Annotated in this window: 22 protein-coding genes; 1 reads left to right on the plus strand and 21 read right to left on the minus strand. The window is 37.9% G+C overall.

Annotated elements, in window-relative coordinates; genetic code table 11:
- Nucleotides 1-147 precede the first annotated feature (147 nt).
- Nucleotides 148-345: an iron-containing alcohol dehydrogenase family protein gene (locus tag BJR36_RS17895; protein ID WP_139133577.1), complete on the minus strand. Its 198-nt coding sequence runs from the start codon at nt 343-345 to the stop codon at nt 148-150.
- A gap of 172 nt (nt 346-517) precedes the next feature.
- Here BJR36_RS17895 and BJR36_RS21205 point away from each other — a divergent pair, with 172 nt between their 5' ends.
- Nucleotides 518-763: a sensor histidine kinase gene (locus BJR36_RS21205; RefSeq protein WP_408605743.1), complete on the plus strand. Its 246-nt coding sequence runs from the start codon at nt 518-520 to the stop codon at nt 761-763.
- A gap of 55 nt (nt 764-818) precedes the next feature.
- Here the strand turns inward: BJR36_RS21205 and BJR36_RS20445 are convergent, their stop codons facing one another.
- From BJR36_RS20445 to BJR36_RS17995, 20 genes are all read right to left on the minus strand, one after another.
- Nucleotides 819-980, minus strand: a complete 162-nt coding sequence (locus BJR36_RS20445) for a hypothetical protein (RefSeq protein WP_169823772.1) — start codon at nt 978-980, stop codon at nt 819-821.
- Between the two features lie 649 nt (nt 981-1,629).
- A complete protein-coding gene (locus BJR36_RS17905; RefSeq protein ID WP_091236804.1) occupies nt 1,630-2,262 on the minus strand; it encodes a CatA-like O-acetyltransferase in 633 nt (210 codons plus the stop codon).
- Between the two features lie 605 nt (nt 2,263-2,867).
- Nucleotides 2,868-3,575, minus strand: a complete 708-nt coding sequence (locus tag BJR36_RS17910) for an ABC transporter ATP-binding protein (protein WP_091236805.1) — start codon at nt 3,573-3,575, stop codon at nt 2,868-2,870.
- Nucleotides 3,559-4,293: an ABC transporter ATP-binding protein gene (locus tag BJR36_RS17915; RefSeq protein ID WP_091236820.1), complete on the minus strand. Its 735-nt coding sequence runs from the start codon at nt 4,291-4,293 to the stop codon at nt 3,559-3,561. Before BJR36_RS17915 ends, BJR36_RS17910 begins: the two co-directional genes overlap by 17 nt.
- Entirely contained in the window at nt 4,293-5,285 is a 993-nt protein-coding gene (locus BJR36_RS17920; protein WP_091236806.1) for a branched-chain amino acid ABC transporter permease, read from the minus strand. Before BJR36_RS17920 ends, BJR36_RS17915 begins: the two co-directional genes overlap by 1 nt.
- Nucleotides 5,282-6,157: a branched-chain amino acid ABC transporter permease gene (locus BJR36_RS17925; RefSeq protein ID WP_091236807.1), complete on the minus strand. Its 876-nt coding sequence runs from the start codon at nt 6,155-6,157 to the stop codon at nt 5,282-5,284. Before BJR36_RS17925 ends, BJR36_RS17920 begins: the two co-directional genes overlap by 4 nt.
- Nucleotides 6,158-6,252: 95 nt before the next feature.
- Nucleotides 6,253-7,575, minus strand: coding sequence for an ABC transporter substrate-binding protein (locus tag BJR36_RS17930; protein ID WP_091236808.1), 1,323 nt, complete (start codon nt 7,573-7,575; stop codon nt 6,253-6,255).
- A gap of 30 nt (nt 7,576-7,605) precedes the next feature.
- The gene (locus tag BJR36_RS17935) at nt 7,606-8,451 is read right to left on the minus strand and encodes a 3-hydroxyacyl-CoA dehydrogenase family protein (RefSeq protein ID WP_091236809.1); all 846 of its coding nucleotides are present in this window, start codon (nt 8,449-8,451) and stop codon (nt 7,606-7,608) included.
- Nucleotides 8,452-8,466: 15 nt separating this feature from the next.
- Nucleotides 8,467-10,056: an acyl CoA:acetate/3-ketoacid CoA transferase gene (locus BJR36_RS17940; protein WP_091236810.1), complete on the minus strand. Its 1,590-nt coding sequence runs from the start codon at nt 10,054-10,056 to the stop codon at nt 8,467-8,469.
- A 235-nt stretch (nt 10,057-10,291) separates the two neighbouring features.
- The gene (locus BJR36_RS17945; protein ID WP_091236821.1) at nt 10,292-10,693 is read right to left on the minus strand and encodes a VOC family protein; all 402 of its coding nucleotides are present in this window, start codon (nt 10,691-10,693) and stop codon (nt 10,292-10,294) included.
- 175 nt (nt 10,694-10,868) lie between these two features.
- On the minus strand, nt 10,869-12,392 hold the full coding sequence (locus BJR36_RS17950) for a class I adenylate-forming enzyme family protein (RefSeq protein WP_091236811.1): 1,524 nt from the start codon (nt 12,390-12,392) through the stop codon (nt 10,869-10,871).
- 33 nt (nt 12,393-12,425) lie between these two features.
- Nucleotides 12,426-13,607 carry an acetyl-CoA C-acetyltransferase gene (locus BJR36_RS17955; protein ID WP_091236812.1) on the minus strand — a complete coding sequence of 394 codons (1,182 nt, stop codon included), beginning with the start codon at nt 13,605-13,607 and terminating at the stop codon, nt 12,426-12,428.
- A 1,064-nt stretch (nt 13,608-14,671) separates the two neighbouring features.
- Nucleotides 14,672-15,877 (minus strand): acetate/propionate family kinase, encoded by a 1,206-nt coding sequence (locus BJR36_RS17960; protein ID WP_091236813.1) that lies wholly within the window; start codon nt 15,875-15,877, stop codon nt 14,672-14,674.
- 201 nt (nt 15,878-16,078) lie between these two features.
- The gene (locus BJR36_RS17965) at nt 16,079-16,813 is read right to left on the minus strand and encodes a cyclase family protein (RefSeq protein WP_091236814.1); all 735 of its coding nucleotides are present in this window, start codon (nt 16,811-16,813) and stop codon (nt 16,079-16,081) included.
- A gap of 162 nt (nt 16,814-16,975) precedes the next feature.
- A complete protein-coding gene (locus BJR36_RS17970; RefSeq protein WP_091236815.1) occupies nt 16,976-18,133 on the minus strand; it encodes a glycerate kinase family protein in 1,158 nt (385 codons plus the stop codon).
- Between the two features lie 165 nt (nt 18,134-18,298).
- Complete coding sequence (locus tag BJR36_RS17975; protein ID WP_242875655.1) at nt 18,299-19,273, minus strand: ABC transporter permease; 975 nt, start codon at nt 19,271-19,273, stop codon at nt 18,299-18,301.
- The gene (locus tag BJR36_RS17980; protein ID WP_091236816.1) at nt 19,270-20,253 is read right to left on the minus strand and encodes an ABC transporter permease; all 984 of its coding nucleotides are present in this window, start codon (nt 20,251-20,253) and stop codon (nt 19,270-19,272) included. The genes BJR36_RS17975 and BJR36_RS17980 overlap by 4 nt, the downstream gene beginning before the upstream one ends.
- Nucleotides 20,240-21,754: a sugar ABC transporter ATP-binding protein gene (locus tag BJR36_RS17985; protein ID WP_091236817.1), complete on the minus strand. Its 1,515-nt coding sequence runs from the start codon at nt 21,752-21,754 to the stop codon at nt 20,240-20,242. The genes BJR36_RS17980 and BJR36_RS17985 overlap by 14 nt, the downstream gene beginning before the upstream one ends.
- A gap of 39 nt (nt 21,755-21,793) precedes the next feature.
- A complete protein-coding gene (locus BJR36_RS17990) occupies nt 21,794-22,939 on the minus strand; it encodes an ABC transporter substrate-binding protein (protein WP_091236818.1) in 1,146 nt (381 codons plus the stop codon).
- Between the two features lie 30 nt (nt 22,940-22,969).
- Nucleotides 22,970-23,815 (minus strand): 3-hydroxyacyl-CoA dehydrogenase family protein, encoded by an 846-nt coding sequence (locus BJR36_RS17995; RefSeq protein WP_091236809.1) that lies wholly within the window; start codon nt 23,813-23,815, stop codon nt 22,970-22,972.
- Nucleotides 23,816-23,936 lie beyond the last annotated feature (121 nt).

Consider the following 23,936-nt stretch of genomic DNA (forward strand, 5'->3'; position numbering starts at 1 on the left):
CAACAATTGAACCAGATGTTACCGAGACAGCACAAGCTGCCTCGTAGGCATAAATAAATTTAAAGAATTACTGACAACTATCTTGACAATCAGCGCTAAGTAATATCAACATATATTTGAAGAACATATCTATATTTTTTTCTGCTGCTATCTCTCGCCCTCGTAATCCTCCAAATCTAATATGGCCTGGTATAACTGCTCCTTGCTGATCGGATAAGGTGTATGAGCCAGTTCTTGATTTTCCATTGTCGCTTTCAATACATCTTCTAGCGAATCTCCTCTTTGTAATTCTAAATCAGCCAGACAAACTGGCAGCTTAAGGGATTTATTTAATTCATAAGCCATTTTCAGTTTCCCCCAATGCTTCTGTAATCTTACCATTTCGTGCATTCTCGAACGCCTGCCTTCCATCTCGTACCATAGGGTAGAAGCATAATCTGCTTGCTGTAATACCGAATTCACTGCCAAATTCAAGCATAATGCAGTCAAATTCAGCCACCAAAACGGTATTATCCAGATAAATCTTTATCCGAAAGGCAATAGGATTGTTTTTGAAATTACTGATCAGGGTACGGGGATATCCGAACAAAATCTTCGACATATTTTCGAGAAATGCTATCAGGCTGACACTCCCCATAAAAAAGAAGGCAACGGGCTGGGTCTCGCCCAGGTTAAGAAGATTATAGAATTGACCGGAAATCAGATAGCTGCTTCCATCGAGCTTGGAAAGGGAAGTACCTTTACTGTCCAATTATTTGAATAATAAAAGAGAAGCAGCTGAATAAACCTGTTGCTTCTCTTTTAACTATCCATTCCTCTTATTCTGCTGAAAGGAGCTGGCCTGAAAGTGCCCATCCTTCAACGACCCTTGCTCCTATCGGTTCCGGGTTGTCTTTGAAATTAACGAATTCCATTGTCATCTGCTCAATCTTCTCGCCTGTTTTTTGTTCGTAATATTTACCGATTATCGAATTGCACACCAATCATCCTCAACAAGCATATTGTAGAAATCTTCCAGCTCAACATCAAACACCTCGAAAAACTGTCCCATCATGTTTATATACTGCTGAAGAGTCAGACGTTGACCGTAAACATTATAATGGGCATCCGGCTCCTACAGGGTTTACACTAGTCTAACCACGCTTCATATCCATTGTTCCAGTTCTTAAATCCAGTTTGGAGGCGGTCTCTTATCGCCTCTTGAAAATTTTTGCTCATATTGCAGCGTTACTTTCTTTGCTGCCCCGGCGCTCCGGGTTACTTACCATCTTTTTTTCTAGTTTATAGTGCATCTGTTAGCTATGAAATTATAATAACAGTTCTGGATAAACGCAAGTGAAGCACGATATCAACTTAAGATAAAAGACGTCGGGGTTTTTCACTTTTCACTTTAAACTACCAATCGCTATTTAATCCGACATGCTGAGCATTTTTTTTCATGGGAAGCACTCTCTTCAACTCGTCTATTAAAACGGTGCTTTCCATTTTATCTGGCACAGATGCATCCTCGGTCTCTTCTATTTTTCAAATTATTTGCTCTACAATCTCTCTTGTTTTTCATTACGAAAAAGTTCTCCCTGTGTAGCATTACGAGTTACAATAATTGGAATGCTCTGTAGTGGATTATATTTAAATTTGTGCAGTCAGCTTGTTTTGTAACATATATGCTAACTTTCCAATATGTATCCCATCAACAAAAGAATGGTGAACTTGTACTGAGAAAGGAAGTAACATTTTACCATTTCTTTCAAAGAATTTCCCCCAGACAAATATGGGGGTGGCATTATCCTTTTCCCCGGGGTTTGTATGAGAAATATGTGTATATGATACCCAAGGCATTGATGAGAATTGAAAAACATTGTTACCTAATGGGCCTGTAAAGTATTCTTTTTGGTTTATTGCAGTTTCATATGCCAATGAAATATATTCTTCCAACGTATCTGTCAACTCAACATTCACAACTTTAAACAATTCCGTATCTCGATTCATATATGTGAATGCAGTATCAATCTTATCAAAGAGAACGACCTTGCCATCTAAAAAACGATATCTAAATTCTTCGATATTATTTGCACAATTAGAAACAACATAAATTAGAGCCATTGTAAAAGAGTATTTCTTTTCTTTCACCATTTTAAAAAAATTCGTAATATCCAATTCAAAAGTCACGCAGTATTGTGGCTCTATACTATTTCTAAATACTTGACAATGTTTTGCTCGTTTCCAGCTTTTTTCATCAATGATTTTGAATTTATTCGCCATATCTTAACCTTCTTCCTTCATAAGATACCTATATTTCACTTTAGTCAATTCATGATTCTTTCAGCCCTGTCGTTGATCGGTCCTTTGACGATATTGATCCTATGGTTCCAGACAAGATAGTTCTTCAAATATTTTATCGATACGCCGTTGAATTATTTTACAAATCACTTAAAGCCATCATAAAATCAGTCTCCTAACATAGTTTAATACAAATATTATACCATGTCGAAGACTGTTTTTTTAGTTTGGCAACAGGTCCACTTTGGGATACACCCAAAAAGTCTACTTGAATCCAGAAAAAGAAATTGTAAATACTGATTGTGAATCTGAGTCCTTATGCAACAACCAATTTATCTTTCTGTTTTATTCCTTCCGCAAGCTGGTTTGCTGATATTGCTGATTTACTTAAAGCTATAATCTCAAATTTCTCACAATTACGCTCTATTTCTTAGTACACTTGAAATTTGGCCTCGATTTTTTCGGAACACATTCAAAACTAATCCTGGCATCAGAAAGATCTTCATAAGATGATGTGATTTTCAAATATGTTATGCTTTTTTCTAAATCGCCTTTCTCTATAATCAATCCTAGCCTTCATCTCAAAATCAGATTCCAAGGTATGCTGCCTGAATCGCTTTATTATTTAGTAAATCCGAGGCCTTGTCTTCCATAACCAAACTTCCTGTCTCAATGACATAACCTCTGTCAGCTACAGATAAAGCCTGTTTCAGATTCTGTTCAACAATCAGAATACTTACACCATTTTTAGCAACTTCAGAAATGATATTGAACATTTCCTTTACAACAATTGGTGCCAGACCTAAGGAAGGTTCATCCAGCATTAATAGTTTCGGTTCAATCATTAATGCTCTTGATATAGCAAGCATTTGCTGTTCACCACCACTTAAGGATCCTGCCAATTGGTTCTTACGTTCATTGAGAATAGGAAACATTTCATATGCTTTGGCTATATTTTTTTCCATATTTGCTCTGACTGCTTTAGGATATGCTCCCATAACCAAATTTTCTTTTACTGTAAGACTTCCTAATATACCTCTGCCTTGAGGAATGTGAGCAATGCCATAATCTGCTCTTTCATAGGATTTCATTGCCATCAGATCTTTACCACAAAAAGTGATAATTCCAGATTTAATAGGCTCTAATCCAGATAATATTCTTAATAAAGTTGTTTTACCGGCTCCGTTAGATCCTACTAAAGAAACAACTTCTCCTTCATTAACATGCATTGAAATATTAAACAGCACCTGCAAATCACCATATCCAGCACATACATCTTTAATTTCCAGCAACATCTGTTTCACCTCCCAAGTAAGCAGCAACAACATCTGGATTATTCAGAACCTCTCGTGGTTCACCTTCACACAACAATTTACCTTGGTTTAACACAATGGCTCTTGTACAGACTGATACAACTGCCTTCATAACATGTTCTATAAATAACACTGTAATTCCTTCTTTATTGATTGCTCGTATTAAATCCAAACTGGCTTCCATTTCTGCAGGGTTTAAACCAGCCATTACTTCATCCATCATAATTAATTTTGGACGGGTAGCCATAGTTCTTGCTAAATCCAGCCATTTCCTTTTTTCAATGGATAATTTCCCACTATTTGTATTCCTTAAATTATCAAGTTTCGTAAGTTTAAGAATATCATTTGTTATCTCCTTTGCCTCAGTATATTTGTTATGCAGTAAAGCGATGGTATAAATATTGTCATATACTGTTAAATTTGCGAAAGGTCTTGGTGTCTGGAAGGTTCTTGCTATTCCTAATTTTGCTCGATTCGCTATATCCATTTTATTGGGAATTACATGTCCATCATATTTAATAATTCCTTTATCCGGGATATATATACCAGCTATCATATTTACCGTTGTGGATTTTCCGGAACCGTTAGGACCAATTAGCGCAAGCACTTCTCCTGTATCAATATGAAAATTTAAATTTTGTACAGCTTTAATACCACCAAAAGAAATAGAAAGGTCATTTACGTCTAGTAATGTTCCCATTAGGCTTCCTCCTTCTTATCTAATTCCATATTTTTAGAATCTTCCGCATTATTTTTTCTAAATAAAGCGATGATACCTTCTGGCTTAAAGATAATAACTACTATCAACAATAAACCGTAAATCATCTGGCTGCCGCCGGCTGCACCAAAGAATACACTAGTTGCTTCAATTAATAAGATTACTATGAATCCACCGACTACAGGTCCCCATAAACTAGCAACACCACCTACAATTGCTACCACACCAATCTTCATTGATAAGTCAAAACTTGCAGTACTTGTTGGTGCTATGTATGTTAAGAAAGAAGCATAAAAACAACCTACTACTGACGAAAGCATTGCACTTAATTGGAATGCAGTCAACTTAACTTTAAAAACTTCAATTCCTAAAGATTCTGCAGCTGTTTCATCGCCTTTAATTGCACTGAGATAATAGCCTGTTTTTGATTTTGTAAATAAATATGTTACCAATACAGTGAGAAGTAATACAATAATTCCCAAATAGTAGAATGGAATATCATTTTCAAATGTTAATGCCCAAAAATCTGCGCCTTTATATGAAACATAGATACCTGCTGCACCTTTCGTGATTTTATCAAAGTATTGGATTAATACACGAACAGCCTCGCCACAAGCAATTGTTGCTACTGAGAAATAAGGTCCATGTAATCTAAAGGTTGCATGTCCAATAACTGCTGCCAACATGAAAGAAATACCAATTCCTAACGGAAGGGAAAGAAATGGAGTAATCCCAAAATCATTACTTAAAATAAAATTTGAATATGCTCCAATTGCAACAAAAGATGCATGACACCAGGAAACCTGTCCACCATAACCGCCAATTATATTCCAACATTCAGCCATAGCAGCAAAGAACAAACAGTTAACAAGAATGGATATTACATAGTTGCCGGAAACAAAAAGTGGAAATATTAAAGCAACTACTAACAGTCCAATTTTAATCATGCTCTTCAGAGATAAATACTTTTTCATGCTCTTCTCTCTCCTTTCCCAAAGAATCCTTGTGGTCTAATATAAAGTACCAATAATAATGCCAAACCAATACCAACCGGTCCAAGGTCATTTGAAATCATACCAGTTACAAGACCTTCAATAACTCCAATTACGATACCACCAACCAATGCACCTTTAATATCACCCAAACCACCAATGATAACTGCAATATAGGCTGCTGTTCTGAACATACTACCTGATGTAGGAGTAACATAATATATTGGTGTTATTAGCAAACCTGAAATACCTGCAAATATCACACCAATCATAAAGGCAATAGTGAAGGTCTTCTTTGTATTTATACCGAGCATTTGAGCAACTTCCGGTTTTTCTGCCGTTGCTCTCATAGCTCTTCCCAATGTAGTTTTATTTAGTAATGCATATACTGCAAAAACCAAAACTATCATTGCACAAAAAGCGATAAATCGTGGTAAACCAATAGTATATTCACCAATTTGAATTGAAGATGTTTTAATTGGTGAAGGAATAGTTTTTGGATCTGTACCAAAAACAAATTCTGCTAAATTTTGTAAAAAATACGATAACCCCAACGTTACAAGAATAAACGACGTATCATTTGATCCTAATAATGGACGAACAATCAGTTTAAATATCACAAATGCAAGTGCACCCATGCAGATTACAACAAATGGGATAGCATAATAACAATTCAAACCTGTTACAGCATAAAATATCCATGTAAAGTACATGCCCCATACTAACTGTGAGCATGCAGAGAAATCCACCATCTTCATTACACCAAAGATAATCGTAATACCAACACCAAACAACGCATAAACACCACCTGAAAGAATACCACTAATCAATGATTGTACAAATACCCAGGTCATATTCAACCTCCTCCTTAAACGTATAAGAAATGCATCGTTTAATAATCTAATTGCATCATTAAACAATGCATCTCTCAAATAATTATCGAAATATATTATTTTGTCTTTTTAGCTAAATCAGCTGGTAATTGGAACGCTGCTCCTGCCTCAGTATCTGGGAATACGGAACGGGTTCTGTATACTCCGTCATCACCCTTTTGCCACTGAATAATAACTGCATGAGCATTGGTATTTGCTCCTGTTTCATCAAATTTCATAACACCACCAGGTGTAGTAGATGAACAAGTCAAAGCTTTAACTGCATCACATACTGCAGATGGATCTTTTGAAGCAGTTTTCTCTAATGCCTGTGCAATTAAATATATTGCGCTATATCCTGACACAGCCTGTTCTGGCATAAAATAGCCATATTCTTCTTCGAATTTTGCACCGATATCAACCAAATCAGCATTGTCAGTGATAGTTTTGACATCATAGTTATGACCAGTTACGGAAACAACACCATCAACTAAATCACCTAATTCTTTTGTAAATGATGGATATAAGAATCCACCGCCACCTCCAATAATAAGCGGATTATAATTCATACTCTTCATTGTATTAAATAGTAATTTGGCATCTTGTGTATAGCAGGTTGGAAATACAACTTCGCATCCGGCCTTCTTTAAACCAACAACAATGTTTGTAAGGTCTGAGCTGCCTCCTCCAAAAGATTCATTATAAACTACTTCAAGTCCACTGCCTGCTTCTGCTGATTTTTTCATTGCAGCCACCGCACCTGATGTACTACTTATGCCCCATTCTGTATCTTCATATACAATACCAATCTTTTTAATTCCCAGATTATACTGTTCATTTAACCATTCGACGAATTTAACCTGATATTCAGAGAAACTTGCTCCAGTTGAACCAAATCTCACTGCATATTTGTAACCCTGGCTTGTAATGGATTCAGAAACCTGTGCTGTTAAGAAAGGTATTTGACTCTTCTCGAATACTGGCAGCATTGGTAATACATAAGAACTGGAACCGGCACCTGTAACAGCTACGATATCAGGATTTTCATTAATTAAACGTTCTGCTGCTGCTTTAGACTGGTCCGCATCAGATTGATTATCATAAGGTACCAGTTCAAGTTTTGCTCCGCCTAAAGATTTGATACCGCCTGCTGCGTTAATCTGGTCTACTGCAAACTGGCAACCATCTACGTTAAATACACCTTGGTCAGCATTATTTCCTGAGATAGGGAATATACACCCGACTTTAATGGTGTCTGCGCTTGTAGCATCTGCGGTAGCCTCCTTTCTGGTTTCCGAACTACTTGAAGCTTTGCCAGTAGAAGATTTGCCACATCCCACCATAGACGTTGCAACAACTAATATTGTCATTAGTAAAGCAAGAATTCTCATTTTCTTCATTTTTCTTCCTCCAAAATAGTTTTTTGTTTTTTAATATTCATAAAACCCTTTTTTCGTCTTTCTTCCTAGCAATCCTGCATTCACCATTTTTCTCAATAATGGGCAAGGTCTGTATTTTGGTTCTCCCATATCCCCATACATCTGCGTCATAACTGCCAATACTGTATCCAGTCCAGCAAAATCAGTTAATTCCAGCGGTCCCATTGGAAGATTTGCTCCTAATTTCATCGCACGATCTACATCTTCCGGTTTATTTCCTTCCATTACCAAGAACATCGCTTCATTCTGCATTGGTACAAGTAATCGATTTACAAGAAATCCAGATGTATCTGGTGCCATGATTGGTTCTTTTCCAAGTGCAACCGAGAACTCGTTTGCTATTTTAATCGTTTCTTCACTAGTTAAAATACCTGGAATTACTTCAATTAATTTCATTACTGGAGGTGGAACAAAGAAGTGTGTTCCCACTACTTGCGATGGCCTTTTTGTCGCACTTGCTAATAATGTAATAGAAATCGTAGACGTATTTGATGCCAAGATTGTTTCTGACTTACAGATTTCATCTAATTTCTTGAAAATATCTTTTTTAATTTCAACATTTTCTGATACCGCCTCAATGACTAGATCCACATCTTTTCCATCTTCAAAAGATTTTGCAATACTTAACAGTGACATTGCTTTTTCTTTATCTTCTTCTTTGATTTTACCTTTTTCGATTTTTCTTTGAAGAAAATGATCAATTTTTTCCTTTCCTCCTTGTGCAAACTCTGGTGAAACATCTGCTAGGATTGTCTCAAACCCATGTTCAATACATGTTTGAGCAATTCCACTTCCCATGATACCTGCTCCTATTACCATTACTTTTGATACATTCATGTTTCTTTCTCCTTTTCATTTGTTTAAAATAATATTTTCTAATCCATACTGACCATCTTCATAGATACTTGTATCCGTATATTGCAATTCATCCGCCACGAGTGGTTTGAATTCCATTTGGTCTAAGATGTCGTGCTGTAAATCAACACCTTTCGCAACTTCAATCAACAATGGGCCTTCTTTGGTCAGTTTAAAGACGGCACGTTCTGTCACATAAAACATGTTCTGGTTGCGTTCCACTGCTACTTTGCCGTTATATGATATTTGCTGAACTTCTTTTACTAATTTTTTAATCCTGCCTTCCTGTTCAATATGGATGCCTTGATTGTCAAACTGAGTTTTTAAGCCGCCACCCGTAAATGTAGAGCAGAATACAACAGTCTTTGCTGTTGCCGTAATGTCAATAAATCCACCAGCTCCGGGGGCTTTAGGTCCCATTTTGGTTGCATTAACATTTCCGTACTGATCCATCTCTCCAGCTCCCATGAATGTACAATCAATACCACTTCCATTGTAATATTCAAACTGTCTGTCGTGCGGAATAAGTGCCTGGGCATTCATAGAAATACCAAAATCAATTGTTTGTGCCGGTACACCACCATAAATGCCCGATTCTACAGTAATCGTAACCATATCCCCAATATTCTCTTCCGCAATGATGGAGCCAATCACATCATTCGGGATACCGGTACCGATGTTGATAATCTGGTCTTTATGCAGTTCCATTAAGGCCCTACGCCCAATTATTTTTCTTGCCTCTACTGGCAGTGGCTCTGAAGCTGATTCTGGTGCAAGTGCATTTCCACAATACGCCGGATCATAGAACCACGAATATGTTTGGCGATGATCCTCAAGTGGGTTGTCACATACAACAACTGCATCAACTAATACTCCTGGCACTGTAACACTTTTCGGATTTATAGAACCTGCCTTTACAATCTTTTTCACCTGGCAAATCACCTTGCCGCCCCATCGCTTAGTTGCCATAACAGCCGGAAGTACTTCTAAAACCATTCCTTCTTCTTCTGTGCTGATATTTCCATTTTCATCTGCATAGGTTCCTCTGATTAACAATGTATCTATTGGAACTTCTTTATATTGAATGTAATCCTCTCCATCAATATTTATGATAGCAACTTCATCGTACCCGCATTCTTTTGTCTTGGCATTCATTTTACCGCCTTCGATACGTGGGTCAATGTATGTTCCTATCCCAACTTTACTTATTTTTCCTGGTTCTTTTAGTGCCATACTGTGAAACATATTAGCCATCTGTCCCTGTGGAAGATTAAATGCTTCGATTTTATTGCCCGCAATTAAATCCATCATTAAGTTTGACTGGCCCCAGTGTCCACCAATCACACGCTTTGTCAGTCCTTCGTGGGCCATATGCTGCAGACCTCCAGGCTGTTTCATCGCCGCCTGGCCACAAGTGTGAAAATAAGTCAAATTGCATGGATGTCCTTCTTCCAAGAATCGCCGTTCAATTTCTTTTAATACTGTTTCACTTGCTGATATCAAAGTCATGCCAATCGTACAGATTGTTGAGCCATCTCGAATCATATCAACTGCTTGTTTTGCATCTACAATAACGGGTTTTTTCATTATTATGTTTCCCCCTCTTTTATTTTACTTTTTCTACAAGTTCTATAAGTACTCCAAGTCCATAGCATGGACGAAGAAAATTAACAATAATTCCTCCTGGTATGCTCCTGTTGCTGGCTGCTCTTCCAGCATTTACATTCTTTTGGATACGAATTCTTCCCTTGCCGCTTTCACATCTTGAACTTTAAAAGTAAACTTTTCGTGTCTGCTATTATATACTAACAGCAAACTCTAATTATTTTACCTGCTGTACAAACTCTACCAAAACACCCAACCCATATCGTGGTCGCAGGAAATTAACAATAATTCCTCCTGCTCCCTCTACCGGAATGTCTTCCAACATTTCCATACCGTTTGCTGTAAATTCAGCCCTCGCAGCTTTCACATCTTCCACTTCAAATGCAATATGGTGAATGCCTCCTTTTCCTTTGTTATATTCTGTCAGCACACCCTCAGTCGGTATGATTAGTTCTAATGGACTTTCTTTATCTGTATATTTTGTAAATAAACAGTTTGCATGATATGCTTCTACATATTCCATATAGTCTTTCTCAAGTCCAAACTGCTCAAGAAAAGCTTCTGCCTTATCCATCGTCGTCATAACAATTCCCACATGATGCAGCCTCATTGGTTTCATAATCTGTTTCTCCTTCCCTGCTTTACGCTTTTTACCAGCAATCATTTCTTTTAATCTAAAAACGCCACCTTTATGAATTGATCAGCATAGGGCAATTTTCTTATTATAAAGAAATTCACTGTACTTATCCCACTAGATTCTTCTTTTTTCTTTCTTTTCAATCTTAAGTCCTTTTTTAGAAAAATTGTTTTTCAGACCTTCTTTTTTCTTCTTCTGCATGTCTGCGTAATTCAGCTTTACGAACTTTTCCATTTTGTGTTACCGGTAATTCCTTCACAGATTCTATGAGAACGGGAAGTTTAAACTTGGCAATCCGTTCATTCAGATATGCTTTCAAATCTTCAAAATCTATACTCATTTCATCCTCCGTTATAATAGCCGCAGCTGGAACTTCTCCATAATTTTTATCACTCATGGCATATACTGCAGCTTTCTTAATTCCGGGATATTGAAGAATCACCTTTTCTATCTGCGCTGGAAAAATCTTTTCCCCTCCACGATTGATGATATCCTTTAAACGGTCTATGACATAAACATGACCTTCTTCATCCATATACCCCACATCTCCGCTATACATAATGGAATCCGGCAGATTCTCGGCTCTCCAGCGTCCTCTCGCAACACAAGGGCCACAGAATACAATTTCTCCAATTTCTCCGGGCTTCAACTCATTATGATTCTGGTCTACTACTGTCATATGTACATTTGGAACCGCCTTCAGCGGTCCTTTATGTACAGCGGATAATGTTCCCGAACCAGCCGTTTCTGTCATACCGTAAGCTAAATGTAAGGTGGCATTGGATGCCAGTTTGCAAAAATCCTCTATATTCTCCTGACTGACAGGCGCCCCGCCACAGACAGCCACCTTTAAGGATGATAAATCTTTTTCAGGATAATCACTTTCGATAATCTGCAAATAAATAGCCGGAACAGAATGAAAATGTGTAGCTTTATATTTCTTAATCTTCATAAGAACATTTTCCACAAGATAGAATTCTGACAGTACCACAGTTGCACCTATATAGATAAAAAGTGTTGTCACACAACTCAGTCCCAATATATGGAACAGTGGTACTGACAAAACTGTCAGTGCTGATTCGTCTAGTTTTTGCACTTCCTGATACCCATAAGCTGCCTCCAGGATATTGCGATGTGTAATCATAACACCTTTCGCCGCCCCTGTCGTTCCTGATGTATGCATGATAACTGCCGTATTTTCGATATTTTGTATATTGGGAATTTGTACATGTATATCTTCCCTGTTAAAATTGGTCAATTTCGTCAAAACTTTACGAATCCCTATACGCTCTGCAGTCTTTTCTACTTTATCTAACCACCTTGAATCACTGACAATCAATTTCACATCCATAGTATCCAGAAGATCCGCAATTTCCGCTTCCCGTAGCTTTGTATTGATCATTACTGCAATACATCCAATTTTCATTACCGCATAAAATGCAGTTACCATATTTGCGCTGTTCACCATTAAAAATCCTATCTGCTCCTGTTCTTTCATCTGGTATTTCAGATATAAAACTTCAGCCAGTTCGTCTACCCTTTTTAATAACTCACGGTATGTAACCACTTCCATGTCATCGATAATAACTGCTTTGTCTGGATTTTTTTCAGCAGAGTCCACTAGCGTGTCATAGAGATTTTGATAAGGTTTATTATAATCCTTGGTATAATAATTCATCATGTTATCCCTTCTGAATCTTTCATGAAAACTTCGTTATTTACACAACTCGAACAATACAGCAAACCCTTGTCCACCACCAATACACAGTGTTGCAATCCCATATCTTTCATTTCTTCTAACCATTTCATTCATTAACTTGATTGTAATCATACAGCCTGTTGCTCCAATTGGATGACCAATTGCGATTCCACTTCCGTTTACATTCACTTTATTAATATCCAGCCCAAGTTCACGGATACAAGCAATTGTTTGAGCCGCAAATGCTTCATTTAATTCAAACAAACCAATATCTTCTAATGCAATACCTGTTTTCTCTAATAGTTTACGTACAGCAGGGACTGGTCCGATTCCCATATATGCTGGATCTACTCCGGCAACCGCTGCGTCCACAAGTCTTACGATTGGGGCGATTCCACGTGCTTTTGCTTCTGATTCTTTCATAAGCACTACAGCTGCACCACAGTCATTAATACCGGATGCATTTCCTGCTGTTACAGATCCATCTTTTTTAAATGCCGGTCTTAATTTTCCCAACTTTTCAACCGTGGTTCCTTCACGAATATATTCATCTTCTTCAAATATTCTAGTTTCTTTCTTACTTAATTTAACTTCTACCGGTAGTATTTCATCCGTAAATTTTCCTGCTGCTCTAGCTGTTGCGGCACGTGTCTGGCTTAATACCGCATATGCATCCTGATCTTCTCTGGTAATATTATATCTGGCTGCTACATTTTCTGCTGTAATCCCCATATGATCTCTTGTCATTGGGTCTGATAAGGCAGTAATTAAACCATCTTCTAATTCACCATGTCCCATGCGATATCCGAATCTTGCATTTCTTAAATAGAATGGAATATTTGACATACTTTCTCCGCCACCAGCAACAGCAATATCACATAATCCATTATCAATTTCTGTTGCTGCCGTATAAATGGCCTGTAAACCTGAAGAGCAAAGTCTATTAACAGTTAACGCACTTGCCTCAAATGGAATTCCTGCTTTGATCGATGCAACTCTTGCCATAAATGCATTTTCGGCTGCCTGCGCTACACATCCCATTACTACCTCATCTACTTCTTCTGGTTTAATACCTGCTCTTTTAACCGCCTCTTTGATTGCAAATCCTCCTAAATCTGTTGCTTGGAAATCCTTAAGTGATCCACCAAAACTACCTACTGCCGTTCTAGCTCCTGATACGATAACAATACTCTCCATGCTTTCTTCCTCCTTAAAATTTTGCATTAATTTTTATCAATCGAAACATTCTTTCTGTTGCATTTCCTACGGCTAACACAACTATATGTTAGCTTTGCTTTGCTTCGTAAATAATACTTTACATTCTTTATCAAATGTTTTCCATTTGCTAAACTCCCAATCTTGTTGTGATTTTTTTATAAACTACTCAAGTTTTTAAGGTATATTTTTGACACTAATTTCATGCATTTCTATTATTCCTCAAAACGAGCCGGGGAAAATCAGTGAAATTATTGTAATATTTATTATTTGTTTTGGTTGATTTGTACAACATCTATTCGTATTCACAACTAATTTTGTTTAGATATAAAAAGAGTTCCCAAACCGATAGTTAGGGAACTCTTTTTATATCTAATCTTCTTTCTAACAAATCTTAATCACACTATCACGTGCAATCGATTTAGACTTATACATAATCATTCTTTCTTCTGTTATATCTCCTACAATCCTGGCTGTCACTGCCTTTTTTATTACACAGATCAATCCATAATACCGATCTATAATTATATTCTGTTAACTCTTTTTCAATGGCATCTTACGTTTCTTTAATACATTTCCCCTTCTTTGTTATAACCCTCAATATTGTAGCGTAGGAATAACCGCTTATCTCTGATAATTCTTTGATTGTAACCCTCCAAAATTCATCCCCTTTCTAAATCATGATACTTTATCACAATGATACATATTTTCATTTTTCTTATTTTTTTATGAAATTTTTACTCATCCATTTTTAATCAATTTTCAGAACACTCTGCATAATTTCTTAATGATATGTTACTAATAGTCTCATGAGTTATCGTTGAACAGCTTCGTTTTACAGACACTCATTTGCCGGTACAGGTAAGATATGAACTAATATAGGGAAAACTCATACCCAAAAGAAATATTTATGAATTAAGTGTAAAAATGGCTCTTATGTCAATGCTATAGCGTATTCCAACGAATCACACCCTAACACAGACAAAGAGCCAGTAAAAAAGGACATCTGCACAAAGCTAATGCCCTTAATAGATATCTCTTTATTTTCAACAATTATGTACAATCGCAACTGTCTCCCTACAGATTGCAAGTTCCTCATTAGTCGGAATGACAACCACCGGAATTTTAGAATCGGAAGCAGATATAATTGCTTCTATGCTGCTTACCATATTCACATCCATATTCAATACAACCCCTAAATATCCGAGATATTGGCAAATGCCACTTCTGACATCTGCTGCATTTTCACCAATACCCCCTGTAAAAGCGATTGCATCAACACCATTCATAGCTGCGACATAGGCTCCAATATATTTTGCCGCTCTATACCGAAACACCTTCTCTGCTCTTATGGCGTCCTTATTTCCTTTCTCACATGCATTTCCCAAATCTCGAAAATCACTTGACAGACCATTCGACAATCCAAGTACACCTGAACTCTTATTCAAAATCTTCATGATATCGTCTATATCAAGTCCTCCTCTTTTCAATAGGAATTCCATGATTCCAGGATCCAAATCTCCGGAGCGAGTCCCCATTACAAGTCCTTCAAGCGGCGTGAATCCCATAGAAGTATCGACTGACTTTCCTTTTTCAACCGCTGTTATTGACGCACCATTACCGAGATGACAAACGATAATCTTCATATTCTGTATATCTTTTCCTAAAAACTCTGCTGTCCTTTTGGATACAAAACTATGTGATGTTCCGTGGAAACCATATCTCCTGATCTTATATTTTTCATATAACTCATAAGGTAGTCCATACAAGTACGCAGTCTCTGACATTGACTGGTGAAATGCCGTATCAAATACACCAACCATTGGAATATCTCCCATCAATTCCTTGCATGCTTCGATTCCAATCAGGTTCACCGGATTATGCAAAGGTGCTAAGTCACTGCATTCTTTAATGCCCTTGATAACATCATCCGTCAACAGTGCGGATGCCGCGAACTTCTCCCCCCCATGTACTACACGATGTCCCACTGCGTCAACTTCACTTAAACTCTGAATAACGCCTGATTTTTTGTTAGAAAGAGCATTCAAAACCGCCTCGATTGCCTGTTTATGTGTGGGTATCACCTCTTCAGTTATTTCTTTTTCTTTACTACTAATCTTCTGATATACTATTCGACTGTTTTCAGAACCAATTCTCTCGCAAATCCCTTTTGCTAAGATCATTTCTTTGTCCGAATCAATTAACTGGAATTTTAAAGATGAACTGCCACAGTTTATTATTAAAACATTCATTCCAATATCTCCTTTATATTATGCATCTTTAAGCGTTATTAATTTTACAATCTACTCACTTGCTATTACCTGGAATTCTGGCACCAATTTTCTGTTTATCTTCCATACCTTGAATTAAATTTTAAAAGGCTACAATTAATTGGACAGTTATTTTAATGTATGTAAAATAACTGTCCAATATAATTATAGCCCTTCCCCTATCTAATCAATAATTGCAAGTGGTCTAATCGGTGAGCCAGAACCATTCTTGATTTTCAAAGGAATGGCCATAAAATAACTTCTTGTCGGAAGTTGATCCATATTCGCTATCATTTCCATAATGAAGATTCCATTTGGAAGCCAGTACTTTTTATGACCATATGAAAAATCTTCTTTTCCATTTATCATTGGGGTATCACAGGCTATTGTATCGGAACCTACTGCTTTTACTTTTCTATCTGCAAACAACGCAACCGCATCTTCGCTCAATCCAGGTTCATCCATTGCATAGTTTTTCCAGCCGCTATCACAGCTCCAATATTTCATCCATCCAAAATCCAATAGTACAATATCGCCCTCTTTGGCAGCATCTCCCATTTCTTCTTCCAGCCTAAGAATATCTTCCTTGGTAATTCTTTCTCCCGCTACGGCTCCCACTCGGAACAAATCATATTTGATAGCAGGACCAAATAGCATGTTTGCTGGAAAACTGTCTACTGTTTGATTCATTTTCTCAGGTAACATATGAGCTGGAGCATCCACATGTGCGCCAGAATGCTCTCCCATGTTTATTGTTTGGCAATAATAACCATCATGTTCATGTGTAATACTCTGATCAATCACAATTTGCGGATGCGTTGGGAATTTTGGCATTCCTCGCTCCAGTGTTGGCGACAGATCAACCACTTTTGCATTTTTTAAATATTCGTCTAGCATTTTCCATTTTCCCGATTCCATTTATGTAACCTCCTGTTTATAATTATACTTTCTCGGAATCTCTAGCCCTTATTCTATGAGGGATTCAACTCCTTTATTTTTAAAATCGCCCACTTTTTGTAAGCGTTTATTTTACCAGCTTTCATGGTTTTCAACCACATGGCCAAATCCTCAGATAAACGCTTACTCCATTTCAGTAAATTTCGTTTCCACTGCTGCTATCAGCCTGAATACCTGTTCTGCAGTTTTTACCATGTTCTGCCTTGCCGTCTGCTGTTCCATTGCCTCCTGAAGAGAGACTATTTTGGTCAGAATCGGGAAGAATGCGTCAATGCCTTTTTCGTTGCACGTTACCGCCTCATCCGTGACGCTGCCTGCCAGGGCAATCACGGTGGCCCCGTATTTTTTCGCCAGCTTCGCAACTCCCACAGGAGCCTTGCCCATAGCCGTCTGAAAATCAAGACGCCCTTCCCCTGTAACGACGTAATCAGCGTCCTGCATGCAGTTCTCCAGGTTTACGGCATCCATGACCAGTTCAATTCCGGGCTGAAGTTCTCCGGCCAGATAGCTCAAAAATGCAAATCCAAGCCCGCCTGCTGCTCCCGCTCCCGGCGTTTCAGCATGCTCATTATGCAGGTATTTTCCGGTAATTTCTGCATAGTGAGCCATGGCGCTGTCCAATTCATCCCGCAGGTCTTCCGTAACACCCTTTTGCGGTCCGTAGACATAGGTTGCGCCATTGGTTCCGCATAAAGGATTCGTCACGTCACAAGCTACTTTGAAATGGCACTCTTTCAATTCCGGCATTACATATTCAGTAGAAATGGCTGCTATTTTCGCCAGATCTTTTGCACCAAACCCTACTCTGCCGCCCTCACTGTCAAAAAATGCAAATCCCAGGGCAGTCAGCATCCCGATACCGCCGTCGTTTGTAGCACTTCCTCCGATGCCGACTATGAAATTCCTGCATCCCCTGGCGATGGCATCCCTTATCATTTCTCCAACCCCGTAGGTGGTTGCTTCCATGGGATCTTTACCTTCTCCCTCTGCCAAAACAATTCCTGCTGCTGCCGCCATCTCAATAATTGCCAGTTTTGTTTCTGGAACATATCCATATACTGCTTTGGTTTTATGTCTCAATGGCCCCATAACGTCAACAGCGATCATTTCCCCGCCAAGTCCTACGACCAATGCCTCTGTGGTTCCTTCACCACCGTCTGCCAGCGGCTTTACAATGACTTCTGCATCCACAGCCTTTAAAATTCCTTCCTTTACAGCCTCTCCGGCCTCATATGAGGTGAGGCTGCCTTTCAACGAATCAATTGCGATTACTACCTTCATAGTATCCTCCCGTATATATCCATACTTTCTCGGAATCTCTAGCCCTTATTCTATAAAGATTTGCATCATTAGATACTAACTCCGAGAAATTATAGTTTATATCTTCACGGAATCTTCAGCCCTTATTTCATAAGGCTTTAAAACTCTCTATCCTATTGTAACCTTTTATTGTCTCAATTTAGGTGCCCTGCTATTAACCATAAGGATTGCTATAAGAATAACTCCTTGAATCAGAGAACGCAATCCGGCAACCATATTTAATGCCTGTAGTATTGTTGCAATCAGAATAAGCACCAACGCACCCAGAGCGCCGCCGATAAATGTACCTTTACCCCCAGTAAGCTTTGTGCCGCCGATAACGACAGCCGCAACCGACAGCATGGTATAACTGGATGCCATATTCATTTGGGCAGTTCCCGCATAACCAACCAACATCAAACCTGCAAGACCTGCAATGGCACCTGCAAATACATATGCAAAAATAATAACCCATTTACTATTAATTCCACACAGATTTGCTGCGTTCGTGTTATTTCCAACCAGGAACAAAGATCTTCCATAATTGCTCTTTCTAAGAAAAAACACCTCTAGCAAAACCAAAAGGATTATTACAATTGCAGATAATATTCGAACGGGTCCGACTAACTGTTTTGAAATCCCCAATAGTGCATCATTTACACTGACCGCTGGCTGCCCTTTTGTAATGAAAATCGAAAATCCATTTACTACACTGGACATAATCAATGTCATAACCAATGGTACAACTTTCAAAAACTGCACTCCAATACCATTAATAAGTCCAACCATACCGCCCATAACAATTACTGCAATAACCATTACCGCCACAGAAGCCCCTTCTGACTGGAGCACTATCATAGGTCCAAAAAGTGCAGTCATAGACATAATTGCCCCTATGGACATATCAAGTCCACTATCTCCCGAAATAATAACTGCTGCCTGTGCAATGGATGCCATTGTAAGGATTGATGTCATCATAAGGATACTGCTGATATTATTTATTGACAGAAATCCTTTACTTAAAACTCTACCAAAAATCAGGAGCAAAATACTGCCAACAATTGCCGGCGTATATGAGTTTTTCAGTGTTTCTATCATAATGTTGTTTTTTGCTTGACTCATGACTTTGCACCTCCTTTGCAAAAGATCCCTTTTATCTTATCTTTTAGTACTTTATCTCCTGCCAAAATCGACGCAATCACACCAATCAGCAAAATCAATCCCTTTATAAAGCTTTGTGAATAGGAACTGAAGTTTGCAGCCACTACAATACTGGACAAAATACTTAAAAATCCCGCTCCTAGAATTGCTCCGAAAATACCGCCTTTTCCTCCGTTCAATGATACTCCACCGATAACTGCTGCTGCAATTGAATTCAGGCTCATGGTAGCACCAACCGTCGGACTGCCAGAACAGATAGTAGCAGTAAGACAAATTCCTGCTACTCCAGCTGTTAATCCCGCAAATGTATGTACCAAAACTCTGATTCCGTTTACATTTATACCAGACGCATATGCTTTCTTCTCATTACATCCTAATGCATATGCTTTAAGCCCAAATGGAGTTCTAATTGCACCTGCCCATATGAAAACTAATAAAATGAGCAACATGACTGGAGTCATAATAAAGCCAAACAGTCCTCCCATATACCATTTTGCAAAAGCATAATCAATACTGCCACCTGGATTTGGTAAAATCCAGAGTGCAATGCCTGCATAAATGGTTGACGTAGCAAATGTTGTTAACAATGGATTCACTCGCATAATACCAATAACAATTCCATTAAATACACCACATATGACTGCCACTAATAGTCCAATTAAGGCAGAAATAGTAATGGAATAACCCAGACCTGCCAATGTAATAATTACCACATTTACTAAAGAGACAATGGAACCAAGCGAAATATCGGTTCCGCCAACCAAAATTGTAACCGTAACCCCGATAGCTAAACATAATGCTGGTGTATTTGTTAAAATAAGTGATTTAACAAAAGAAAGTGTTAATCCATGGTTCATAACTCCCATAATCGCAAAGAAAATAACAAGTAGCAGTAAGGAAGGAAAGAAACTTTGTGAAACTACTTTTTTACCTTTTATCATCTTCTCGTGCTCCTTTTTCTTCTGGAATTGCATTAATAGGCATCGCTGCCGCAAAAATATTCTCTCGATTAATGTCGTTTCCTTCTAGTATCGCCGAAATATGACCCTCGTACATAACAATAACTTTAGATGTCTTTACCATTGATGTAATACTAACCAATTCATCGTCATCACTGGAAATCATAACAACCGCATTACCATTATTCGCTATTTTTGCAAATTCTTTATGTAAATCTGTTCTAGCATTTACATCAATTCCTTTCGTAGGATCATCCGCAAAAATAATACGTGGACTGGCAGTTAACCATCTTCCAACGACGATTTTTTGTTGATTACCTCCTGATAAGGAGGTAATCAATTCATTTTGATTGTCATATTTTACGTGTAGTTCATCCAGCACTTTTTTTGCATTAGGAATTTTCTTGTGTTTTACCAATTCCTGTACTGCCGATAGATTTTCAGTCAGATTACGTTCTGAGAATGTCCCATCACGCTCCCTATCTCCAGATATATACGCAAATCCATGAGATACTGCTTCCTTTGCATTTTTGACTGTTACTTTTTTCCCGTCTAACTCAATATTGATTTTTCCAAAACCACCATATAATGCCTGTAGCAAATCCGTCTGCCCGTGTCCCTGCAAACCAGCGATTCCAATGATTTCACCTTTTCCTATTTCCAACATTTCATACGTGTGATACGATGGAATCGGAATATGATTTGCTCTCATAAAAATATCACGTTTTGATTTTTCCTGGTGTTTTCCTTCTCCATGATAAGACTCAATTTTAGATCCTATCATCAGAGATAAATACTCATCCTCTGTCTTGTCCATAATTGGATAAGTGCCCACCGTTTCACCATTTCTCATAATCGTTACTGAATCACACATTGCATATAATTCTGCCATACGATGGGAAATGAATAAAATAATGCAACCTTTTTGTTTGAGTTCAGACACAATCTCATCAACAATCTCTACGTCTTCCCGATACAATGCTGAAGTGATTTCATCAATAATCAGAATTCTTGGTTCCTGCACAATTGCTTTTGCCAGCTCAACCATGTATTGCTGATTTGGTGCTAATTCACTTACTAATTTTCCCATAAGTGATTCAAGCTGCATTCTTTTTAGAATATCTTTCGCTCTTTCTTTCATCTGTTTACGATTTGTCATCATATTTTTTGTCGGTAAATTACAAATACAAATGTTTTCTTCGACTGTCAGATTCTTAAATAAACTTAATTCCTGACTTGTCATAATTACCTGATGCTTTTTTGCATCTTTTGGTGACGAAAAATCCAATGGTACTCCATCAAATGATATCTCACCGCTATTGCTGCCTACCAAACCGCTGATCACTTTTGCAAGCGTTGATTTTCCTGATCCATTCCCTCCTAAAATCGCACGTACTTCACCACTATTCACGACCATATTTGCTTCTTTAATGGCTATAACAGCTCCATAATGTTTTGAAACATTTTTTATTTCAAGGCTCATCTTTAACCTCCTTTTCTTTCTAGTCTGTCAAAGAACAAATTATTTGAAATATGCCTCAGCAACCTCTTCTCTTGACAGCCAGCCATCTAAGAAGTTAGTATCTGCCTTATCTGCAACCATTTCTAATGCTTTATCCAACGTAATTGCCTTTGATAAATCATGACCTTCCATCCAAACTGCATCTTGATCACCCTCACGTGTCACTACATATGTAGGATCCAGCATAATAGTATTTTTCAAATTCTTATCATATGGATTGGCAACTAAAGCACTTTCATTAAGTTCTTCTCCCTGTAATAGCCCAACAGCCACATCTAGAACGGTGCAAATAAATCCGCATGTATATGTTACACCGATGCTGTCAAAATCATCCATTTCTGACCATGTTGTAAGAAATGATTTTACAGTATCACCAGTCATCAGGCTAGGGGTTTCTCCTGCATTTTCAAATGCCTTTAATATTCCTTCTGCCATAACATCCTGCGTTAACACGCCATCAATATTATCATACGTAGAGAGATATGTTGACATAACAGATTGTGCTTCTGTTTCTGACCATCTGCCCGGTACTGAAGCAAGCTCCTTAATATTCGGATATTTCGCTAAAATCTCTGCTGCAGCATCCTGACGAAGAATGTCAGTCCCTACCCCTGCTTCACCGGTTATACTAACAATATTACCTTTTCCACCCAGTTTTTCACAAATCCAGGTTGTAAGAATCGATTGGAACGCAGCATCATTACCACAGACGCAATAAGTTCCTTCATATGCGGCCGGATCACTTCCTATTACGACGAGAATACCTTTATCCAATGCGCTTTGTACTGCGGATGTTAAAGTTGTAGGTGAAACCGGATCGATAATAAGTGCATCGACACCAGCATCAATCATAGCATTAATCTGATTTAATTGTTCCGTAGCATCACTCTCTGTATTCGAAACCATATAATCAGCAATGATACCATCTTCTTTGTATTCTTCACATCTTGCTTCAAAATCTTCTACCATCTGTGCACGCCATGTATTTCCCCAATATCCATTAGAAAAACCAATCACAAATCCTTCTTCACTTGCATCTGTCGATTCTGTTGTTGCATTTTTTGTAGAATCCCCGGATCCACATCCCGTTACCAATGTTGCAATCATTGAAACTACTATTATTATACTTATTATTCTTTTCTTCATTTTTCTTCCTCCAAAATAGTTTTTTGTTTTTTAATATTCATAAAACCCTTTTTTCGTCTTTCTTCCTAGCAATCCTGCATTCACCATTTTTCTCAATAATGGGCAAGGTCTGTATTTTGGTTCTCCCATATCCCCATACATCTGCGTCATAACTGCCAATACTGTATCCAGTCCAGCAAAATCAGTTAATTCCAGCGGTCCCATTGGAAGATTTGCTCCTAATTTCATCGCACGATCTACATCTTCCGGTTTATTTCCTTCCATTACCAAGAACATCGCTTCATTCTGCATTGGTACAAGTAATCGATTTACAAGAAATCCAGATGTATCTGGTGCCATGATTGGTTCTTTTCCAAGTGCAACCGAGAACTCGTTTGCTATTTTAATCGTTTCTTCACTAGTTAAAATACCTGGAATTACTTCAATTAATTTCATTACTGGAGGTGGAACAAAGAAGTGTGTTCCCACTACTTGCGATGGCCTTTTTGTCGCACTTGCTAATAATGTAATAGAAATCGTAGACGTATTTGATGCCAAGATTGTTTCTGACTTACAGATTTCATCTAATTTCTTGAAAATATCTTTTTTAATTTCAACATTTTCTGATACCGCCTCAATGACTAGATCCACATCTTTTCCATCTTCAAAAGATTTTGCAATACTTAACAGTGACATTGCTTTTTCTTTATCTTCTTCTTTGATTTTACCTTTTTCGATTTTTCTTTGAAGAAAATGATCAATTTTTTCCTTTCCTCCTTGTGCAAACTCTGGTGAAACATCTGCTAGGATTGTCTCAAACCCATGTTCAATACATGTTTGAGCAATTCCACTTCCCATGATACCTGCTCCTATTACCATTACTTTTGATACATTCATGTTTTTCTCTCCTTTTCATTTGTTTAATAGGCGTTTGATAAACGCCGCAACCCATTGATTTTACTGGGTTTTATTGCTTCATTTATATAAATTTTCTCTCCGCAAGTGGTAAAATAGAGGT

It is taken from the genome of Anaerobium acetethylicum (assembly GCF_900096945.1).
GTDB lineage: Bacteria > Bacillota > Clostridia > Lachnospirales > Lachnospiraceae > Anaerobium > Anaerobium acetethylicum.